The 16,389-nt window shown below is 34.8% G+C and carries 17 protein-coding genes; 8 read left to right on the top strand and 9 right to left on the bottom strand.

Going from position 1 to position 16,389, the window contains the following annotated elements; all coding sequences use genetic code 11:
• Positions 1-24 precede the first annotated feature (24 nt).
• From SJY24_RS20030 to SJY24_RS20010, 5 genes are all read left to right on the top strand, one after another.
• Entirely contained in the window at positions 25-1,713 is a 1,689-nt protein-coding gene (locus SJY24_RS20030; RefSeq protein ID WP_377867282.1) for a formate--tetrahydrofolate ligase, read from the top strand.
• Between the two features lie 90 nt (positions 1,714-1,803).
• The gene (locus SJY24_RS20025; RefSeq protein ID WP_000460232.1) at positions 1,804-2,331 is read left to right on the top strand and encodes a hypothetical protein; all 528 of its coding nucleotides are present in this window, start codon (positions 1,804-1,806) and stop codon (positions 2,329-2,331) included.
• A 19-nt stretch (positions 2,332-2,350) separates the two neighbouring features.
• A complete protein-coding gene (locus SJY24_RS20020) occupies positions 2,351-3,520 on the top strand; it encodes a DEAD/DEAH box helicase (protein ID WP_000588605.1) in 1,170 nt (389 codons plus the stop codon).
• Positions 3,521-3,902: 382 nt separating this feature from the next.
• A complete protein-coding gene (locus tag SJY24_RS20015; protein WP_097809110.1) occupies positions 3,903-4,697 on the top strand; it encodes a sugar phosphate isomerase/epimerase family protein in 795 nt (264 codons plus the stop codon).
• Between the two features lie 70 nt (positions 4,698-4,767).
• Positions 4,768-5,151: a VOC family protein gene (locus SJY24_RS20010; protein WP_098477982.1), complete on the top strand. Its 384-nt coding sequence runs from the start codon at positions 4,768-4,770 to the stop codon at positions 5,149-5,151.
• A 44-nt stretch (positions 5,152-5,195) separates the two neighbouring features.
• Here SJY24_RS20010 and SJY24_RS20005 read toward each other — a convergent pair whose 3' ends face one another.
• Together SJY24_RS20005 and SJY24_RS20000 are read right to left on the bottom strand one after the other, a co-directional pair.
• Positions 5,196-5,834 carry a zinc dependent phospholipase C family protein gene (locus tag SJY24_RS20005; RefSeq protein WP_377865924.1) on the bottom strand — a complete coding sequence of 213 codons (639 nt, stop codon included), beginning with the start codon at positions 5,832-5,834 and terminating at the stop codon, positions 5,196-5,198.
• A 29-nt stretch (positions 5,835-5,863) separates the two neighbouring features.
• Positions 5,864-6,850, bottom strand: a complete 987-nt coding sequence (locus SJY24_RS20000) for a quinone oxidoreductase family protein (protein WP_377865923.1) — start codon at positions 6,848-6,850, stop codon at positions 5,864-5,866.
• A gap of 206 nt (positions 6,851-7,056) precedes the next feature.
• On the opposite strand from SJY24_RS20000, the gene SJY24_RS19995 reads away from it, so the two are divergent.
• Positions 7,057-7,635, top strand: coding sequence for a sigma-70 family RNA polymerase sigma factor (locus tag SJY24_RS19995; protein WP_000651115.1), 579 nt, complete (start codon positions 7,057-7,059; stop codon positions 7,633-7,635).
• Positions 7,632-8,312, top strand: coding sequence for a DUF3600 domain-containing protein (locus SJY24_RS19990; protein ID WP_212090525.1), 681 nt, complete (start codon positions 7,632-7,634; stop codon positions 8,310-8,312). Before SJY24_RS19995 ends, SJY24_RS19990 begins: the two co-directional genes overlap by 4 nt.
• Positions 8,313-8,366: 54 nt before the next feature.
• On the opposite strand, the gene SJY24_RS19985 is transcribed toward SJY24_RS19990, so the two are convergent.
• The 4 genes from SJY24_RS19985 to SJY24_RS19970 form a co-directional block, all read right to left on the bottom strand.
• On the bottom strand, positions 8,367-8,609 hold the full coding sequence (locus tag SJY24_RS19985) for a hypothetical protein (protein WP_377865922.1): 243 nt from the start codon (positions 8,607-8,609) through the stop codon (positions 8,367-8,369).
• A gap of 310 nt (positions 8,610-8,919) precedes the next feature.
• The gene (locus SJY24_RS19980; RefSeq protein WP_377865921.1) at positions 8,920-9,354 is read right to left on the bottom strand and encodes a hypothetical protein; all 435 of its coding nucleotides are present in this window, start codon (positions 9,352-9,354) and stop codon (positions 8,920-8,922) included.
• Positions 9,355-9,439: 85 nt separating this feature from the next.
• Positions 9,440-10,411: an MBL fold metallo-hydrolase gene (locus tag SJY24_RS19975; protein WP_377865920.1), complete on the bottom strand. Its 972-nt coding sequence runs from the start codon at positions 10,409-10,411 to the stop codon at positions 9,440-9,442.
• 98 nt (positions 10,412-10,509) lie between these two features.
• Positions 10,510-10,719, bottom strand: a complete 210-nt coding sequence (locus SJY24_RS19970; protein WP_002127081.1) for a DUF3925 family protein — start codon at positions 10,717-10,719, stop codon at positions 10,510-10,512.
• 224 nt (positions 10,720-10,943) lie between these two features.
• Here SJY24_RS19970 and bsaA point away from each other — a divergent pair, with 224 nt between their 5' ends.
• Positions 10,944-11,426 carry a glutathione peroxidase gene (gene bsaA / locus SJY24_RS19965; protein WP_000219424.1) on the top strand — a complete coding sequence of 161 codons (483 nt, stop codon included), beginning with the start codon at positions 10,944-10,946 and terminating at the stop codon, positions 11,424-11,426.
• Positions 11,427-11,522: 96 nt separating this feature from the next.
• Here the strand turns inward: bsaA and SJY24_RS19960 are convergent, their stop codons facing one another.
• Genes SJY24_RS19960 through SJY24_RS19950 form a run of 3 tightly spaced genes read right to left on the bottom strand, consistent with a single transcriptional unit; the run spans position 11,523 to position 15,924 of the window.
• Positions 11,523-13,751 carry a transglutaminase TgpA family protein gene (locus tag SJY24_RS19960; RefSeq protein WP_377865919.1) on the bottom strand — a complete coding sequence of 743 codons (2,229 nt, stop codon included), beginning with the start codon at positions 13,749-13,751 and terminating at the stop codon, positions 11,523-11,525.
• The gene (locus tag SJY24_RS19955; RefSeq protein WP_377867281.1) at positions 13,748-14,962 is read right to left on the bottom strand and encodes a DUF58 domain-containing protein; all 1,215 of its coding nucleotides are present in this window, start codon (positions 14,960-14,962) and stop codon (positions 13,748-13,750) included. Before SJY24_RS19955 ends, SJY24_RS19960 begins: the two co-directional genes overlap by 4 nt.
• Positions 14,962-15,924 (bottom strand): AAA family ATPase, encoded by a 963-nt coding sequence (locus tag SJY24_RS19950; protein WP_377865918.1) that lies wholly within the window; start codon positions 15,922-15,924, stop codon positions 14,962-14,964. Before SJY24_RS19950 ends, SJY24_RS19955 begins: the two co-directional genes overlap by 1 nt.
• Between the last annotated feature and the right edge of the window lie 465 nt (positions 15,925-16,389).

The following is a 16,389-nucleotide window of genomic DNA, read 5'->3' as shown; positions in this document are numbered from 1 at the left end:
CCAATTAAAGGGGGACTAGGGTATATGACAACTACTACAACAGTTAAATCCGATATTGAAATCGCACAAGAAGCGAGTATGAAGAAGATTCAAGAAATTGCAGCTGAATTAAATATTTTAGAAGATGAATTAGAGCCATACGGACATTATAAAGGTAAGTTATCTCTTGATATTTTTAAGCGCTTACAGGATGAAAAAGACGGTAAAGTTGTTTTAGTAACAGCGATTAACCCAACTCCAGCTGGAGAAGGTAAATCAACAGTAACAGTTGGTTTAGGTCAAGCTTTTAATAAAATTGGTAAGAAAACAGTAATTGCACTTCGCGAACCATCTCTTGGACCAACGATGGGACTAAAAGGCGGAGCAGCAGGTGGTGGTTTTTCACAGGTTGTACCAATGGAAGACATTAACCTTCACTTTACTGGAGATATCCATGCGATCACAACTGCCAATAACGCGTTAGCGGCGTTTATTGATAATCATATCCAACAAGGAAACACACTTGGAATTGATACGCGTAAAATCGTTTGGAAACGCTGTGTTGACTTAAATGATCGTGCCCTTCGTAATGTAGTAATTGGCCTTGGTGGACCGGTTCAAGGTGTACCACGTGAAGACGGTTTTGATATTACAGTAGCATCTGAAATTATGGCCGTATTCTGCCTTGCAACAGATATTCAAGATTTAAAAGCGCGTCTAGCTCGCATTGTTGTCGCTTATAATTTTGCAAATCAACCTGTAACGGTTAAAGATTTAGGTGTAGAAGGTGCGTTAACATTATTATTAAAAGACGCATTAAAACCGAACTTAGTACAAACATTAGAAAATACACCAGCTATCATTCATGGCGGACCATTTGCGAATATCGCTCACGGTTGTAACAGTGTTATCGCTACGACAATGGCAGCAAAATTAGGTGATTATGTTATTACAGAAGCTGGATTCGGTGCGGATTTAGGTGCTGAGAAGTTTTTAGATATTAAAGCTCGTGCAGCTGGCATTAAACCAGAAGCAGTTGTTATTGTTGCGACTATTCGTGCGCTTAAAATGCATGGCGGCGTAGCAAAAGATCAATTAAAAGAAGAAAATGTAGATGCATTAGCAAAAGGTATGGAAAACTTACAGAAGCATGTTGAAACAATTCAAAGCTTCGGTGTGCCTTTCGTAATTGCAATTAATAAATTCATTACAGACACAGATGCAGAAGTTACATATTTACAAGAATGGTGCAATGAGCGTGGCTATGCAGTATCCTTAACAGAAGTTTGGGAGAAGGGTGGCCAAGGCGGAGTTGACCTTGCTGAAAAAGTACTAAAAGAAATCGAAAAAGGTGAGAACAACTACGCACCACTTTACGAATTAGAATTACCATTGGAAGAAAAAATTCGTACAATTGCTCAAAAAGTGTATGGTGCAAAAGATATTGAATTTGCTCCGAAAGCACGTAAGCAATTAGCTCAATATGAAGGAGAAGGTTGGAGTAAGCTACCAGTTTGTATGGCGAAAACACAATACTCTCTTTCTGATGATGCAACGAAATTAGGTCGCCCATCTGACTTTATCGTTACAATTCGTGAATTAAAACCATCTATCGGTGCAGGGTTTATCGTTGCGTTAACAGGAACAATGTTAACAATGCCAGGTCTTCCGAAACAGCCAGCTGCGCTGCAAATGGATGTAAATGAAGATGGAAAAGCAGTAGGTTTATTCTAAAAGGTTGTAATTCATCTCGTTTATCTGTACACTATATATACATCAAGTGGCGCCTTTCCATCGAAAGGCGCCTGTTTTTTGGAGGAAATTATGTTTGATCCAACTGCTTTTGAAAATTTAAAGGTAATTGTGGAAGGAGCTGTCTATGATTTCGATTTACACGGTGATATTCTCGTAACAGATCGAAAAGATGTGATGGACCTTGCTTCATTGAGTCGTATGTATAGTATTTCATTTCAACTAACAGAACCATTTAAAACGATGGTAGAGGCAACATTTTCACTATCTGTTGATGCAAAGAATTTATCAGGTGAAATATTAGAAGTACCTCAGTTTATACCAGGTTGTGAAATGAAGCTGGAATTCTCGTTCGAAATGGAACAACCAGAGATAGGATGCGAAGAAATTGAAACTTTATTGCATTCTATATGGGGAAAAGAGCGAATGATTACGCAGAAAATTTCATACGAATATAATAAGCAAGCGATTTCATATCATAATAAGGTAGAGGTTCTATTTCAAAAAGCGATTACAGAAGACCATGTTGATGATTTAATAGCTGTTATTTCACACATGATAGAAACGGTGCGAACAATACAGCATTTTCTTCAAAAATAGAGATAAAGGAGAAAAACAAATGATAAAAGATATGCAACCATTTTTACAACAAGCTTGGGAGAAGGCTGGTTTTAAAGAATTAACTGAAATTCAAAAACAAGCGATTCCAACTATTTTAGAAGGACAAGACGTTATAGCTGAATCTCCAACTGGAACAGGAAAAACATTAGCGTACTTATTACCACTTTTACATAAAATTAATCCTGAAGTAAAACAGCCACAAGTTGTTATTTTAGCTCCAACGCGTGAACTTGTAATGCAAATTCATGAAGAGGTTCAAAAATTTACAGCAGGAACTGAAATTTCAGGTGCATCTTTAATTGGTGGTGCAGATATTAAGCGCCAAGTTGAAAAATTAAAGAAACACCCGAAAGTAATTGTCGGTTCACCAGGCCGTATTTTAGAATTAATTCGTATGAAAAAGCTAAAAATGCATGAAGTGAAAACAATTGTATTTGATGAGTTTGATCAAATTGTAAAGCAAAAAATGATGGGCGCTGCACAGGATGTAATTAAATCAACGATGCGCGATCGTCAATTAGTATTCTTCTCAGCAACAATGACAAAAGCGGCAGAAGATGCAGCACGTGATTTAGCAGTTGAACCACAATTAGTACGTGTAACTCGTGCAGAGTCAAAAAGCTTAGTTGAGCATACGTATATCATTTGTGAGCGACGCGAAAAAAATGATTACGTAAGAAGAATTATGCATATGGGCGATGTAAAAGCAGTTGCTTTCTTAAATGACCCATTCCGTTTAGATGAAATTACTCAGAAATTGAAATTCCGTAAAATGAAAGCAGCAGCTCTTCATGCAGAGGCAAGCAAGCAAGAGCGTGAAGCAACGATGCGTGCATTCCGCGGTGGGAAATTAGAAATTCTACTTGCTACTGATATTGCAGCACGTGGAATAGATATTGATGATTTAACACATGTAATTCACTTAGAGTTACCTGACACTGTAGACCAATACATTCACCGTTCAGGACGTACTGGACGTATGGGTAAAGAAGGAACAGTAGTTTCTCTTGTAACAGAACAAGAAGAACGTAAATTACTTCAATTTGCGAAAAAATTAGGTATCGTGTTTACGAAACAAGAAATGTTCAAAGGAACATTTGTAGAATCGAAACCACAAGAACCAAAGAAAAAGAAACCAGCATTTACTGGGAAGAAAAAACCTAGATAAAGTGAAACTTTAATCAGTGGGCGGGTGTTCCTCCCCACTGATTATTAGCCTTCACCAATCGGGCGTTCACGTGCAGTTAATCTCCTACCTGACTTCTTTGCTCTAACTGAATTTTGAGGTGGGAGTCTTACTGCACGGCAAATAGTGGGATAAATAAAAGGAAAGACGTAACTATGCGTAGTTACGTCTTTTTTTGTGGAATAATAGATGAAATTTTATTAACGATTATTAAAATTTCATCTATCGTAACTTTAAAAATATTAATGATTCTACAGGGATTATTGATAAAGGTGTAGCATTTCTAGTTTAGTTTGTACAAGGAAGCAACATAAAAAGAGTCGAATATTAACATGATACGAAATAATAAAAAGAAGGTACATTTATGAACAGGAAATTAGGAATGTTTTTAAATACTAAACATATTGAAGTGAACGAAGGAATAAAAAAGGCGAGAGAATGGGATTTAAAATATATTCAACTATATGCTATGAATACGACTTTCAACTTAGCAAATATTTCAAAGGTAGAATGGACCAATTTAAAGAAAAGTTTATTTTTTAATGGAATTAAAGTTCCATCATTAGCAATTAGTTTTGGAGAAAGTGGAATTGTAGGGGCGGAGGATGAAAATGTAATAGAGCAGTTGAAACGTGTTGCTGATAAGGGATTAGAATTAGGAGCAAATATAATAACGGCTCACATTGGAAAAATTCCAGATGTTGAAAAGAGCGAGCGATATGAAAAGATGCAAAGGGCTTGTTATGAGATAGGGGATTTATTATTAAAATTAGGGGGAGTCTTCGCTATTGAGACAGGATCTGAAAAAGCAATAGTATTAAAACAATTTTTAGAAACTACAAACTCCAAAGGACTTGCTGTTAACTTTGACCCAGCAAATTTAATTAGCGATGTAAATGGAAATCCGATAGAGAGTTTATTACTATTAAAAGATTATATAGTACAAACTCATATTAAAGATTGTAAAGAGGTGAAAAGCGATAGTTCAAGTAAGTATATAGAAGTCGCAGCAGGAAATGGTGAAGTAGATTTCGATATATTCTTCAAGGCATTAGATGAAATCGGATTCGACGGGTATAACATGATTGAAAGAAATGATTATTTTAACGAACTTGACGGGATGAATCAGTCGGTAAATTTTGTAAAGAGGTACATATAAACTCAAAAGGAATAACAATAGTACTTGTAGAAACCTACATAGAGTATAAAAACCATTAGGGGGAAAACAAATGATCCATAAAGTTGGACAAATTATGTTATACGTAAATAATCAAGATGAGGCAGTAAATTTTTGGACTGAAAAAGTAGGATTTCATGTAGTTGCAGAGGAAGATAACAAGCAAGGAATGAGATGGATTGAAATTGCTCCAACAAACGATGCGGAAACAGGTATTATACTACATAATAAAGAAGTTATTTCGAAAATGAGCCCAGAATTGAATCTTGGTACACCATCTTTAATGTTCTTCTCAGAAAATCTTGATCAATTATATACAGATTTAAAAAATAAAAATGTTACTGTTGGCGAAATGGTAACTATGCCTTCGGGTAAAGTGTTTAACTTTGCTGATAGTGAAGGGAACTATTTTGCGGTTATGGAAAAGAACCAATAATAATATTGTTATGTGAAAATCCCCCTCGTAAATCATGAGGGGGATTAAATATTTGAAGTGAATTTTTTATTAGCGAGTTGTTCTATAAAAAATGTTCCTTTTTCAATAGCGGTCTCAATATAACCAACGATTTGATCAAACGTAAAAACCTGTAACTCTTCATGCAAATGTTGCTCCGGATACAGCATATCTTCAAAAAGGTATGCTCGAAATGCTAAAACGTTTTCTTTAGAAACCTCTTCGATATCCATAATGTGAGCCTCTTGATTTAGAAGAGAGAAGAGCTTTTGATCTATATCGTAATGATGCAACAACTTTGCGTTCAACAATTTAAAATCGTTATAGTACATAGGTGCGATAGTTTCGTCGTTTTCCATTCTGTTTTTAAGCCAAGGTAGAAAAAAGCCGCTTAGCCAATTATCATCGGCAATGAGGTGGGTATAATAACCTAAAATATAAGGGGAATCCATATGATCTTCGTATTTATGAATAAATGAATCATAATCTATTCTTCTCGTATAGTTCTTCGTGGTACCAGCGTAAAAATGTGAAGTTCCTTTTTTTTCTTTTGAATGAACAGCATCAGGAGCTACACCACCAAGTAAGAAAGAGGTTTTGTCTTGAATAGATAGTTTTTCGGCAATACCGCTCGAGATAATGATATGCATAATTCGTGATCCCATGAATAACACCTCTATTTCATGTATTCATTTTAGGGAGCTGTCTGAACGTTTAGTATGACTTTCCCTGTACTTTGTCTACTTTCGACCCATTCATGTGCTTTCCCTGCATCTTGAAGAGGAAAAGATTTCGTAGTATTAATTTGTAAACTTCCATCGCGTAAATAACGGAAAACTTGCTTCGCAGTTTCTTGGAGTGATTCAGGACGTTTTTTTCGTGTAGTGCCAAAGCTAAAACCGAGTATAGAACGGCAACTTGCGTGTAAATCTTTCGTTTGAAAATTACCAACTTCTCCACTGGCATTGCCGAAATGGACGAGACGACCGTAATAAGCAAGGCATTTTAAACTTCTTTCAGAAACAGTTCCGGAAATAGAGTCTAAAATTACATTAACTCCTTCTCCGTTTGTCAGCTCATTGACTTTCTCTACAAAATCTTCATCTTGATGACAAATAACATAATCAGCACCAGCATCTAAAGCAATTTTTCTTTTTGCTTCACTTCCGACAGTCCCGATTACTTTTTTAGCCCCTAATAATTTTGCGAGTTGAATCGCGGTAGTACCAATTCCTCCAGCAGCTGCATGAATTAGAACAGATTCACCATGTTGAAGTCTTGCAACATTTACAAGTAAATTGTAGCTTGTAAAAGATACGATAGGGCAAGCGGCTGCAGTTTGGAAATCAACTTCATCAGGTAATACGAAAGTAAGATTTTCATTTGCAACAACATATTCAGCGTAAGAACCATTTTGAGGAAAAGCAATGACTCGTTGGCCAGGATAAATGTTTTTCACATGAGAACCTACGCGTTCTACAATACCAGCTGCATCTATCCCTGGGATAAAAGGTAAGGCTTTGTTTCCTTTTTTGCCATAACGTGATTTAATATCGGCAAAATTAACACTAGTAGCAACAACACGAATTAATACTTGATTGTCTGAAATAGCCGGTATCTCCACGTCTGTATATTTCATCACTTCAGGACCACCGAACGAAGTTACAACGATAGCTTTCATATATATCCTCCTAAATTTGACTATATAAATCATTTTAAATCTTCTTTAAGAATTGGAAAATTATATAATTGTTATGCAAGGTTATAAGTGAAGCTTATGAAGTCATTAGATTATTATATTAATGTATATAAAAAACTTTTTTGAAAAATCGAACGAAATATCGTTTTCTTGCCAATATATAGTGTAAGACAAAGGAGGGATGGTACATGAAGGATGAAACAGTGTATACAGATTTAATCCAATTAACTTTATCAGGCAATAAAGAAGCGTATAGCGAATTGTATGATAAAACGATTCAAGAAATATATAAGACAGCACATTTTTTAATAGAAGACAAAGCAGATGTAGATGATGTCGTTCAAGAAATATACATACAGCTATATGAATCGCTTCGTAAATATGATAGCGAGAAGCCATTTAGACCTTGGCTAATTGGACTGGCGATTAAACAAATTCATTCTTATAGAAGAAAGAGGTGGATGCGACTGCGAATTGTAAAAAAAGCAGAAGAGCAAAGAAAGCCAGTACAAATTGATTTTTCTAGCGATGTTGTAAGTAAAATATCAAATCAAAAATTAATCGAACTCATTCATAAGTTACCGTATAAATTGAAACAAGTTATTATCTTAAGATACTTACACGATTACTCTCAAGAAGAAGTAGCACAAATATTACATATTCCAATCGGTACAGTGAAGTCTAGAATTCATGCGGCATTAAAGAAACTACGTCAAAAAGAGCAAGTAGAAGAAATCTTTTTAGGAGAGGTAGGGAATGTGAAATGAGCTTAGATTGTAGAGTTAGAGAATCCATACAAGAAGAAGCGAAGGGGATTATTGCCCCGCCGGAGTTAAAAGAAAAAGTAATTGTTCAGATTAAAATGAAGCGAGGGGGGAACAAAAGGAAGAAGCGCCTTATTGCAGGAGTGCTTGCAGCAGCATTTTTAATCCCAACGACTGGTTTTGCTTACCAATCTATTATGGCGGATGGTATATACGGGTCGTTTGAGAACTTAAAAAAACATGCCGGAGCGATGACATTAGAAGCGTATATGCGTTTTAATGCAAAGTTATCACAAGCGAAAGACGAAATGGGTGCGAAGGAATATGAAGAGTTTACAAAAGAACTAAAGAAATTAACAAATGCAAAGCTTGAGTACGGGGATTCGAACGGTAATATTGATTATGATCAATTATCACCAGCTAAAAAAGAGGAAATGAAAAAGGTAGAAATGGAACTTCAGCCGTATTTTGATAAATTAAATGGCCATAAATCTAGTAAAGAAGTATTAACTTCAGAAGAGTATGAACAATATATGGAAGCGTTAATGTCATATCAAACTGTATTAGTAAAAGCGAAATCGAGTGGTGGGATAACAGTAGAAGAAGTACCTGAAGCGTATAAAGAAAGATTTATTAAAGCAGAACATTTTATGGAGTATGTAGATGAAAAGGTGAGATAAGTAAAAAAGCTCATAGCTTAAGCTGTGAGCTTTCTTTATTGAAACGTAAATATATTAACCACCTATGCCTTTTGCTAGCAATAAGAAATATACAAATACTAGTATTACTCCATTTAATGCCGTACCAACTATTTTAAATAGCCAATTCTTTGATACGATCGCAAAAATAATACCGAGTAATGAAAGAGTACTTAGAAGCACAATAATTAATGTTAAATTTGCATTAGGTCCTCTTAAAATAAAGAAAGAACATATACTTGCGATAAACGTTAGAAACGAGAAAGTCCCAAATTTCATAATAAGTCTCCCTTGTTTGAAATGTATTTTGATTTAGTGCACGACTTTCTTTAGTTTAACATAAATTTCCTATTATCAATTAAATATATGAACAATAAAAAACGAGTATAAAATCTATGCGATTTCATACTCGTTTTGTTATTACTTAAATTTCCTTACCGCATGTATAGCAACTCTTACAAGGAGTATTGCACTTATAAATAAACCACCATAACCAACGACACTTAAAAATTGAACATTAGGTTCTTTTGCATACAAGTCATGGGCAGAATTATCTTGATTTGCTAAATAAGTGAAAGTGGGAAATCACTTAGTTATATTCCTTCCCAGTCTCCTTGTCTTTTTGTATCAAACAATCTAAAAGTGAGTAACCAGCTATTAAACTAATAATGGTAACGAAAGTTGTATTTATAAGAATAATACTAGTTAAATAAGGTAGGTATTTTCCAACTGGTGAAAAGAGTAGAGCTGGAGAAAAGGAAATGAATAGTGTAGGCAACGTAATAGCGATAAATTTATCCGGCTGAAAGTTCCAGTTTTGTTTACTTGTTTCACGATTAATGGATTGAAGGAATCGTAATAAAATGCCGACCAAAAGAGGGAAGAGTGTATAGTAGAATAATCTTGGATAAACGTTAAAGTTCACCTGCGCGTCTGTATCTAAATAAAATTGAATTTTCACTCCGACAAATAATAATAAGACGATAAATAATGTGAAGCAGAGGTATAGAATCACTTTTTGCATTGCATTCCACCATCCTTTACTCAAAATATATTCAAAAAAAGAAGAGATATACAATAACTACTGTTGTATATCTCTTCTTTTACTGTTAGTTAATAGTGGAGTTTGCTTTTTCTTGCTTCGTGAAATAATCAATAATGCCCATTGCACTAATTTCCATATCTAGATGTAAAATGTTATAAACGGAATGATTTGATGGAACGTTTAACTTTGTAAGATGAGAAGAGATTTTATCCATTAATAAAGTTTGCAAAGCTTTAGTCGCTTCATCGAAATCATTATACTTTTCAAAGACCTCTTTACCAGTACCAACAAAAATAGGTAACCAATGTTCAAGTTGGTTATATACTTCTGTAACATTGGATGATGCGCCGTAATGACCGAAATAAATAGTATCTACATCCATACTTTGAATATGATTTTTAGAAGCGATCATCGCCTCTGGTTGGAATTGTGAAGGTGAAGTTGATGGTAGATATAGTTCTACACCAAGATCAGCTAGCTCTCGATAGTAAATTCCAATTGTATCACCAGTAAAAATGCCGTTTGTTAATGAATCGTGAATGCTAATATGATGCTTAGCATGTCCCGGTGTATCGTAAAATGTAAGTGTACGGTCTTCTGCAATTTTTAACGTATCACCATGTTGTACAATACGAACACGTTCTTCTTCAATTGGAAGAATGGGATCAAAAAGTTTATCAAAATCTTCTTTGTACACAGCTTTTGCACCTAAAATGAGTTTCGTTGGATCGATCATATGACGAGCACCACGAGAATGCACAAATAAAGTAGCATTTGGGCACTTTTCCATCATTAGCCCTGCTGCACCTGCGTGATCTAAATGAACATGTGTAACAATGATATTTTTTACATCTTTTAAATCAATATGTAGTTGTTGTAAGCCGTCTAAAATATAGGGAAGAGATGGGGCTGCACAAGTTTCAATTAAAGTAATGTCGTCATCTAATAAAACGTACGTACCTGTTCGTTCAATATGTTGTAAGTCGTAATCATCAATAAGATATAGGTGAGAAGATAATTGTTCTACTTTTTTCATCTTTACCACTCCTTATATACTTTTATGTTTTTTATTATACGCTAAAAATGCAAAAAGGCAGAAAACGAAACCTCGTCTTCTGCCTTTTTGTAATGTAGTTATTTCGTTTGTTCTTTATTGATAGACATAACGAACAGTCCAACAATGCCACCAACGATTGGAAGCATAATCTCTCCTGCTAAATTAAAGTAGGAGCTTAAAAATAAACCATTTACATCGATTACCCAGCCAATAACATACAATAACATCATATATAGTACGAAATAAAACTCGCGATTTGAAATCGTTTCATGTTGTGCAGTTTTCATAATGAACACCATCCTTTTCTTTTATAATGGAATATAAACTGTCACATTTTGTTCACAATTCAATTGTAAAACTTTCCATCATAAAAGTCTAGTATATTGTGTCGAATTTCCGAACCAAAATAAAGCGCTATCATTTTGGTGTGTAAGTACGTAATAAGAGCTGTATATTCACGAATGTAGTATAGTATAAACATAGAATGATAGTAAAGAGAGGGGTAGGATCAATGACAGTTTATGATTTTTCAGCTAAAACGATAACAGGAGAAGATAAATCGTTAAAAGATTACGAAGGAAAAGCGCTTCTTATTGTAAATGTAGCTAGCAAATGTGGTTTTACACCGCAATATAAAGGATTACAAGAAGTATATGATAAATATAAAGATCAAGGATTAGAAATATTAGGCTTCCCTTGTAATCAATTTGGAGGGCAAGAACCGGGAACGGAAGCTGATATTACTAGTTTTTGTGAATTAAACTACGGTGTAAACTTCCCGATGTTTGCAAAGATTGATGTGAAAGGTGATAAGGCTCATCCTCTTTATACATACATGACAGAACAAGCACCAGGTTTACTTGGTATGAAAGCAGTGAAATGGAACTTTACTAAGTTTCTAATTGGAAAAGATGGGAAAGTAGTAGGGCGTTTTGCGCCGCAGACGAAGCCGGTGGATTTAGAAGTTGAGATTGAGAAGGTACTTGGGGAATAATTAGGAGTTCGCTATCTTTTATTATGTTTATTAAATAACACCTCAAAGAACAATGTAGTTCTTTGAGGTGTTTTCTTTAAACTCATATTATCAAGATTAAATCACTCTATCGTAGTCGTTTGATTTAGGCAGAGAAGCTGCTTTTTTCATAAGCACTTCCCATAAGTGTACGGATTTCTGCCATTCTGCTGCGGATTGTTCTTTTTGATACATAGCGTTCTCATAACTGAAAGTAAGTTGTTGCATATCAGCCGAGTTGTAGAGTGTATCGATGTGAAGAGCGTATTCTCGGAATGTTTGACTTTCACCCCGCGGTATGCCGATTCTCGCAAATTGTTTTAAAAGTGCACCGTAAGCTTTTCTATAAACAGCATCATCTTTTCGATATTTATAGAAAAGAATAATAAAAAATGTAATCCATTTCATTCTTGTGGTGAAGAGAATGTATCCTATGATACTAATCGGTATCGCAGAGAGGAATACGTACCACCAAGAAAAACCATTTTTAGAATTTGTGATCTTTTTAGTAGAGGCTTCTTCTGTATCTTCTATTAAACTTTTGAGCTTCGCTTCATTGTTTCTTTGGTGCATTTGCTCGTTTTGAGAATTAGTTTCTTCGCTATTTTGAAAAGTAGGAGCAGGAGTATTATTTGTAAAATTATAGGGATTGGTAAATCCTTTTGTTGGTTCGAATGGAATCCATCCGTATCCAGGAAAATATACTTCGACCCAAGAGTGTGCGTTATTGTTTTCGATTTTATAAACATTCTCACCTTCTGTACTAGCAAGTGTATTCTCAAGAGTTCCTTCTGTATAGCCTTTTACCCATCGAGCGGGAATCCCGGCAGAACGAAGTAACACGATCATAGACGTCGAAAAATTATTACAGTAGCCGCTTTTTGTATCGAAAAGGAATTGATCTACATAATCTTGGTTTTTGGCAGGAATCAACACATCCGTTGTTTCGTATACAAAAGAATGGTCTGTGAAATAATTTTCAATAGCTAATACTTTGTCATATCGGTTGTCTTTATCATTTGTTAGATTAACAGCTAAGTCTCTTACTCGCTGCGGTAATGATTCGGGAAGTTGTGTGTACTTTGTCATGAAATAAGGACTTGTTTCTTGACCTTCATTCGTTTTTGCAGCTTTCAAGTTTTCTATGGAAAACTCCGGGATCTCATATGTTACTTTATACGAATTTAAAGTAGTAGAAGAGTCTCCATGCATCGTATAGATTTTTTCTGAAAATGGGTCAACGCTGTATGATACATCAGAAGAAGCCTCAATTGATACTAATCCTGCTGGATAGGTAAGGTGAGGATAACTTTTTTTCATGGTGATTGTTGCCTCAGTTATCTCCGTTTTTGTATTTTGTTCGTACCAGCTCACGACGTCGTTTTTATGTTTAAAAGAAACCTTTTTTCTATTTTCAGAAACATCCCAACCTTTTCCTGTATAAAAATCTTTTGTTTCTACTCTCCAATATTGTTTGTTTTGCGTTTGTGCTGTAAAAATAATTGTATTATCGGCCTTAAAAGGACCACCTAATTGCGAGTCATCTAAACCATACCCAATTTTAGAAACTTCTTGTTCTTTACTCGCTTCGGATGTGTTGAGTTTTAAAAAATCCATTGGGTTTGGCCATTGAGGGCCAAATTTTGGAGCGAAGTATGCGATGGTTGCTGACAATACAATAAATATTGTAAGAGGTCTAAGTAATTTTGAGATTACTCTAGCATAATTTTGTAAGTGTTCAATCTCTTTTATTCGTTCTATTTGAAGAAGACTAAGCATAAAAAGGCCGATGACAACAGTACGAATAATAGCGTAGTTTGCATTGTATAAATGTAAGTTATGAAAAGTTATGATATAAATAATAGTCAATATAAGAAATAACAACCCGCGTTTTTTATGAATCATCCAAAAAGAGATGAAAGAACTCAAAAACCAAAATGATAAAAAAAATAAAAGTGTTGGAAAAACTGGAGAAATATCTAGCAAATTCCCTTGAAATAACAGGGAGGAATTTTGAGAAATATCAGAAAAAAATTTCGTTAGCCAAGATGGATTTATAAAAGCATTTTTATAATACAGGAAATGAATGATGAATAAGATCGTGACGATCTTTATTGGAACCTGCCACCTTGTTTGAAAAAAAGAGAGAGTGAAGCAAATTCCTATAAATATTACAAAAATATCTAATCTACCTACGTTTGTAATACCTATAAGGGGTCTTAGCCATTCTAGTAAAAGTAGAAGTGCACATACATGCATGAAGAATCTGCTCATATCCCATTTGTATTTTGTTCGTAATGTTATCATTTGCTCACCTCAAAAAACACGTTTGTATACCGGTTCCCATAAACCACATTTACAAATATTTTTCGTTTTTGTAGAGTTTCTAGAATACTTAGTTCTCGATGTGAGAGTTGATTTGCTTTTTCTTTCACGACAAACACCATTAATTTTCTGTTTTTTATAGCAGCAAAGTCAGCCGCCTTTTGAATATCGGGAGAAAGATCGCTTGTTACGAGTATAATCGTTACGGGCTCATAAATTTTTCTTAATTCTATTTCTACACTCCGGGAGAGCGGGAATACACTGTCCGCTTGTACTTTCGCTAAATGACAAAAGATTTGATGCAACTGACTATCTCCATTGTCTAAAGGGAAAAAAGTTCGTTCTTTTCCGACAGATACGAATGACGCTGGTGAATTTTGCTTCAATACAGCCCTTACAATAGAGGCGGAAAATGTTACGACTGATTCGAATAGAGGGGATGGGGTTCTGTCCATGAATATCATAATATTATGGCTGCGCTGTTGTTCAAATTCTTTCGTCATAATGTTGTTTGTTCGTGCAGTTGCTTTCCAATCAATCCATGAAAAGCGATCACCAGGCTTATATTCTCTGACACCGACAGAAATTGTAGAGTCCTTTGCTAAATTTATATTTGCTGAAAGCGCTCCTTGTTCGAAATGATTTTCTAATTGTCGATACGTTATATCTACATACTGGGGATAGACTAAAAATGTATCTAGAACTGAAAAAGTTACTTCTTTCTCCATCATTCCGAATAGAGCACCAGTTTTGACACGTACGCTTGAAAAAGTGTGCTCTCCTCTAGGGATTGTGTCAATTGCATATTGAAACGAAATATTTCGTTTCAATCCTGGAAAGAGTATTACCTTATTCACCTTCGTTTGTCTACAATTTGTAAATTGTGATGGCAGTTCATCTTCTATAATTAAATAAAGTAAGGGGAAAGGAAATCTTCTTTTTATTGTAATCGTGCTTAAAAATTGTTCTCCTGCTGCATATTCATTTTGGTTTGTTATTCGTTTTACTTCAGCGTCCCGTAAAGCGTAGAAGGGAAGTAGTAGTGAATAAAGGCCAATAGGAATCGTACTGTAAAACAAAAACCAACTTACAAATCCTCCTTGAAGCATAGCGTATACAAATGTTAAGACTAGGCATAAAGGTATTAGTAATAACTTGGTAATGTGATATAGCGCCCGTAGTAGTCGTTTCATCAAAGTTGCTTCGTCCTTTGAGTCGGCACAGTAGTTCGTGCAACGATTTTGGCGATAACTTGTTCTCCTGTTATTCCTTCAAATTTTGCTTCCATTTTTAGAATGAGTCTGTGAGCTAACACGTAAGGAGCTAAAAATTTAACATCGTCTGGAATAACATAATTTCTGCCATGGATGAATGCATAAGCTTGTGAAGCTTTCATTAAAGCAATTGAGCCGCGTGGACTTGCACCTAGCTGTATAGAACTATAAGAACGAGTTTGACTAACAAGCTTTACAATGTAATGTTTGATTGCTTTGTCCATGCTTATATCCCGAACGCTTTGTTGTAAATAAAGTAATTCTTTTATTGTAGTAATAGATTGTAAATGAGAGAGTGGATTTGTTTTTTCCATCCGGTTTAAAATTTCAAATTCTTCTTCTGGTGTCGGGTATCCCATTCTTAGCTTCAACAAGAAACGATCGAGCTGAGCTTCTGGTAAAGGGTATGTTCCTTCATATTCGACCGGATTTTGTGTAGCCATTACAAAGAACGGTTTTGGTAACGGTCTTGTAATGCCATCTATTGTGATATTGCCTTCTTCCATACTTTCAAGTAAGGCAGATTGTGTCTTTGGAGATGTACGATTAATTTCATCAGCAAGTATAAAATTCCCCATAATTGGTCCAGGCTTGAACTCAAATTGGAGCTCTTTTGGATTGTAAATAGAAACACCTGTTACATCTGACGGCAGTAAATCAGGTGTGAATTGAATGCGCTTGTAATCGGCATCAATTGATTTTGAAAGAGCACGTACTAGCATTGTTTTCCCGACACCGGGAACATCTTCTAATAGTACATGACCTTCAGCTAAGAGAGCTGTTAAGGCTAAAATCGTTTCTTTTCGTTTTCCGACCATTAATTTTTCAATATTGTTGATGATTTTTTCTACAAGGGGATGTAGTGAATCAAGCTGGGGCATTGTAACCCTCCTAATTTTATTATCGTTTTTTAATTCATTTATTGGAAAAAAATTCATGTTAATAAGAAGGGATTCCTTTATTTTATTGCAGTATGATAGTAATCTAAGAGGTAATTAGTAATGGTTATATAAGTTCATATTGAGAATTCATATTAGTAGGAAGAAACTTATAAGTTAAAAATTAGCGGACATATACTTTATAATGTCTATGTCTTTAAAGGGAATCCCGCTCGAAATTTTATGAATATTCAGATTATATCAGATTACATTTAGTATAATTGTTTCCGTAAATAAGAGCAATACAGTAAATAATGATTTATAGTTTTATATAAAATAGTATTTTCAGTGAAAATAGGGGAAGGAAAGAGTGATCTCGGTGACCAAAATAAATAGCGTAGGAATTCCTACGCGTAAAGGTTGGAAACATATATCATACGTTTTATGATAAAAAATTATATGAAATAA

Origin of the sequence: Bacillus sp. R86525 (assembly GCF_042466195.1) — a bacterium.
GTDB lineage: Bacteria > Bacillota > Bacilli > Bacillales > Bacillaceae_G > Bacillus_A > Bacillus_A nitratireducens.
Note: the sequence above shows the minus strand (reverse complement) of the source record. Positions and strands in the feature narration are given on the sequence as shown.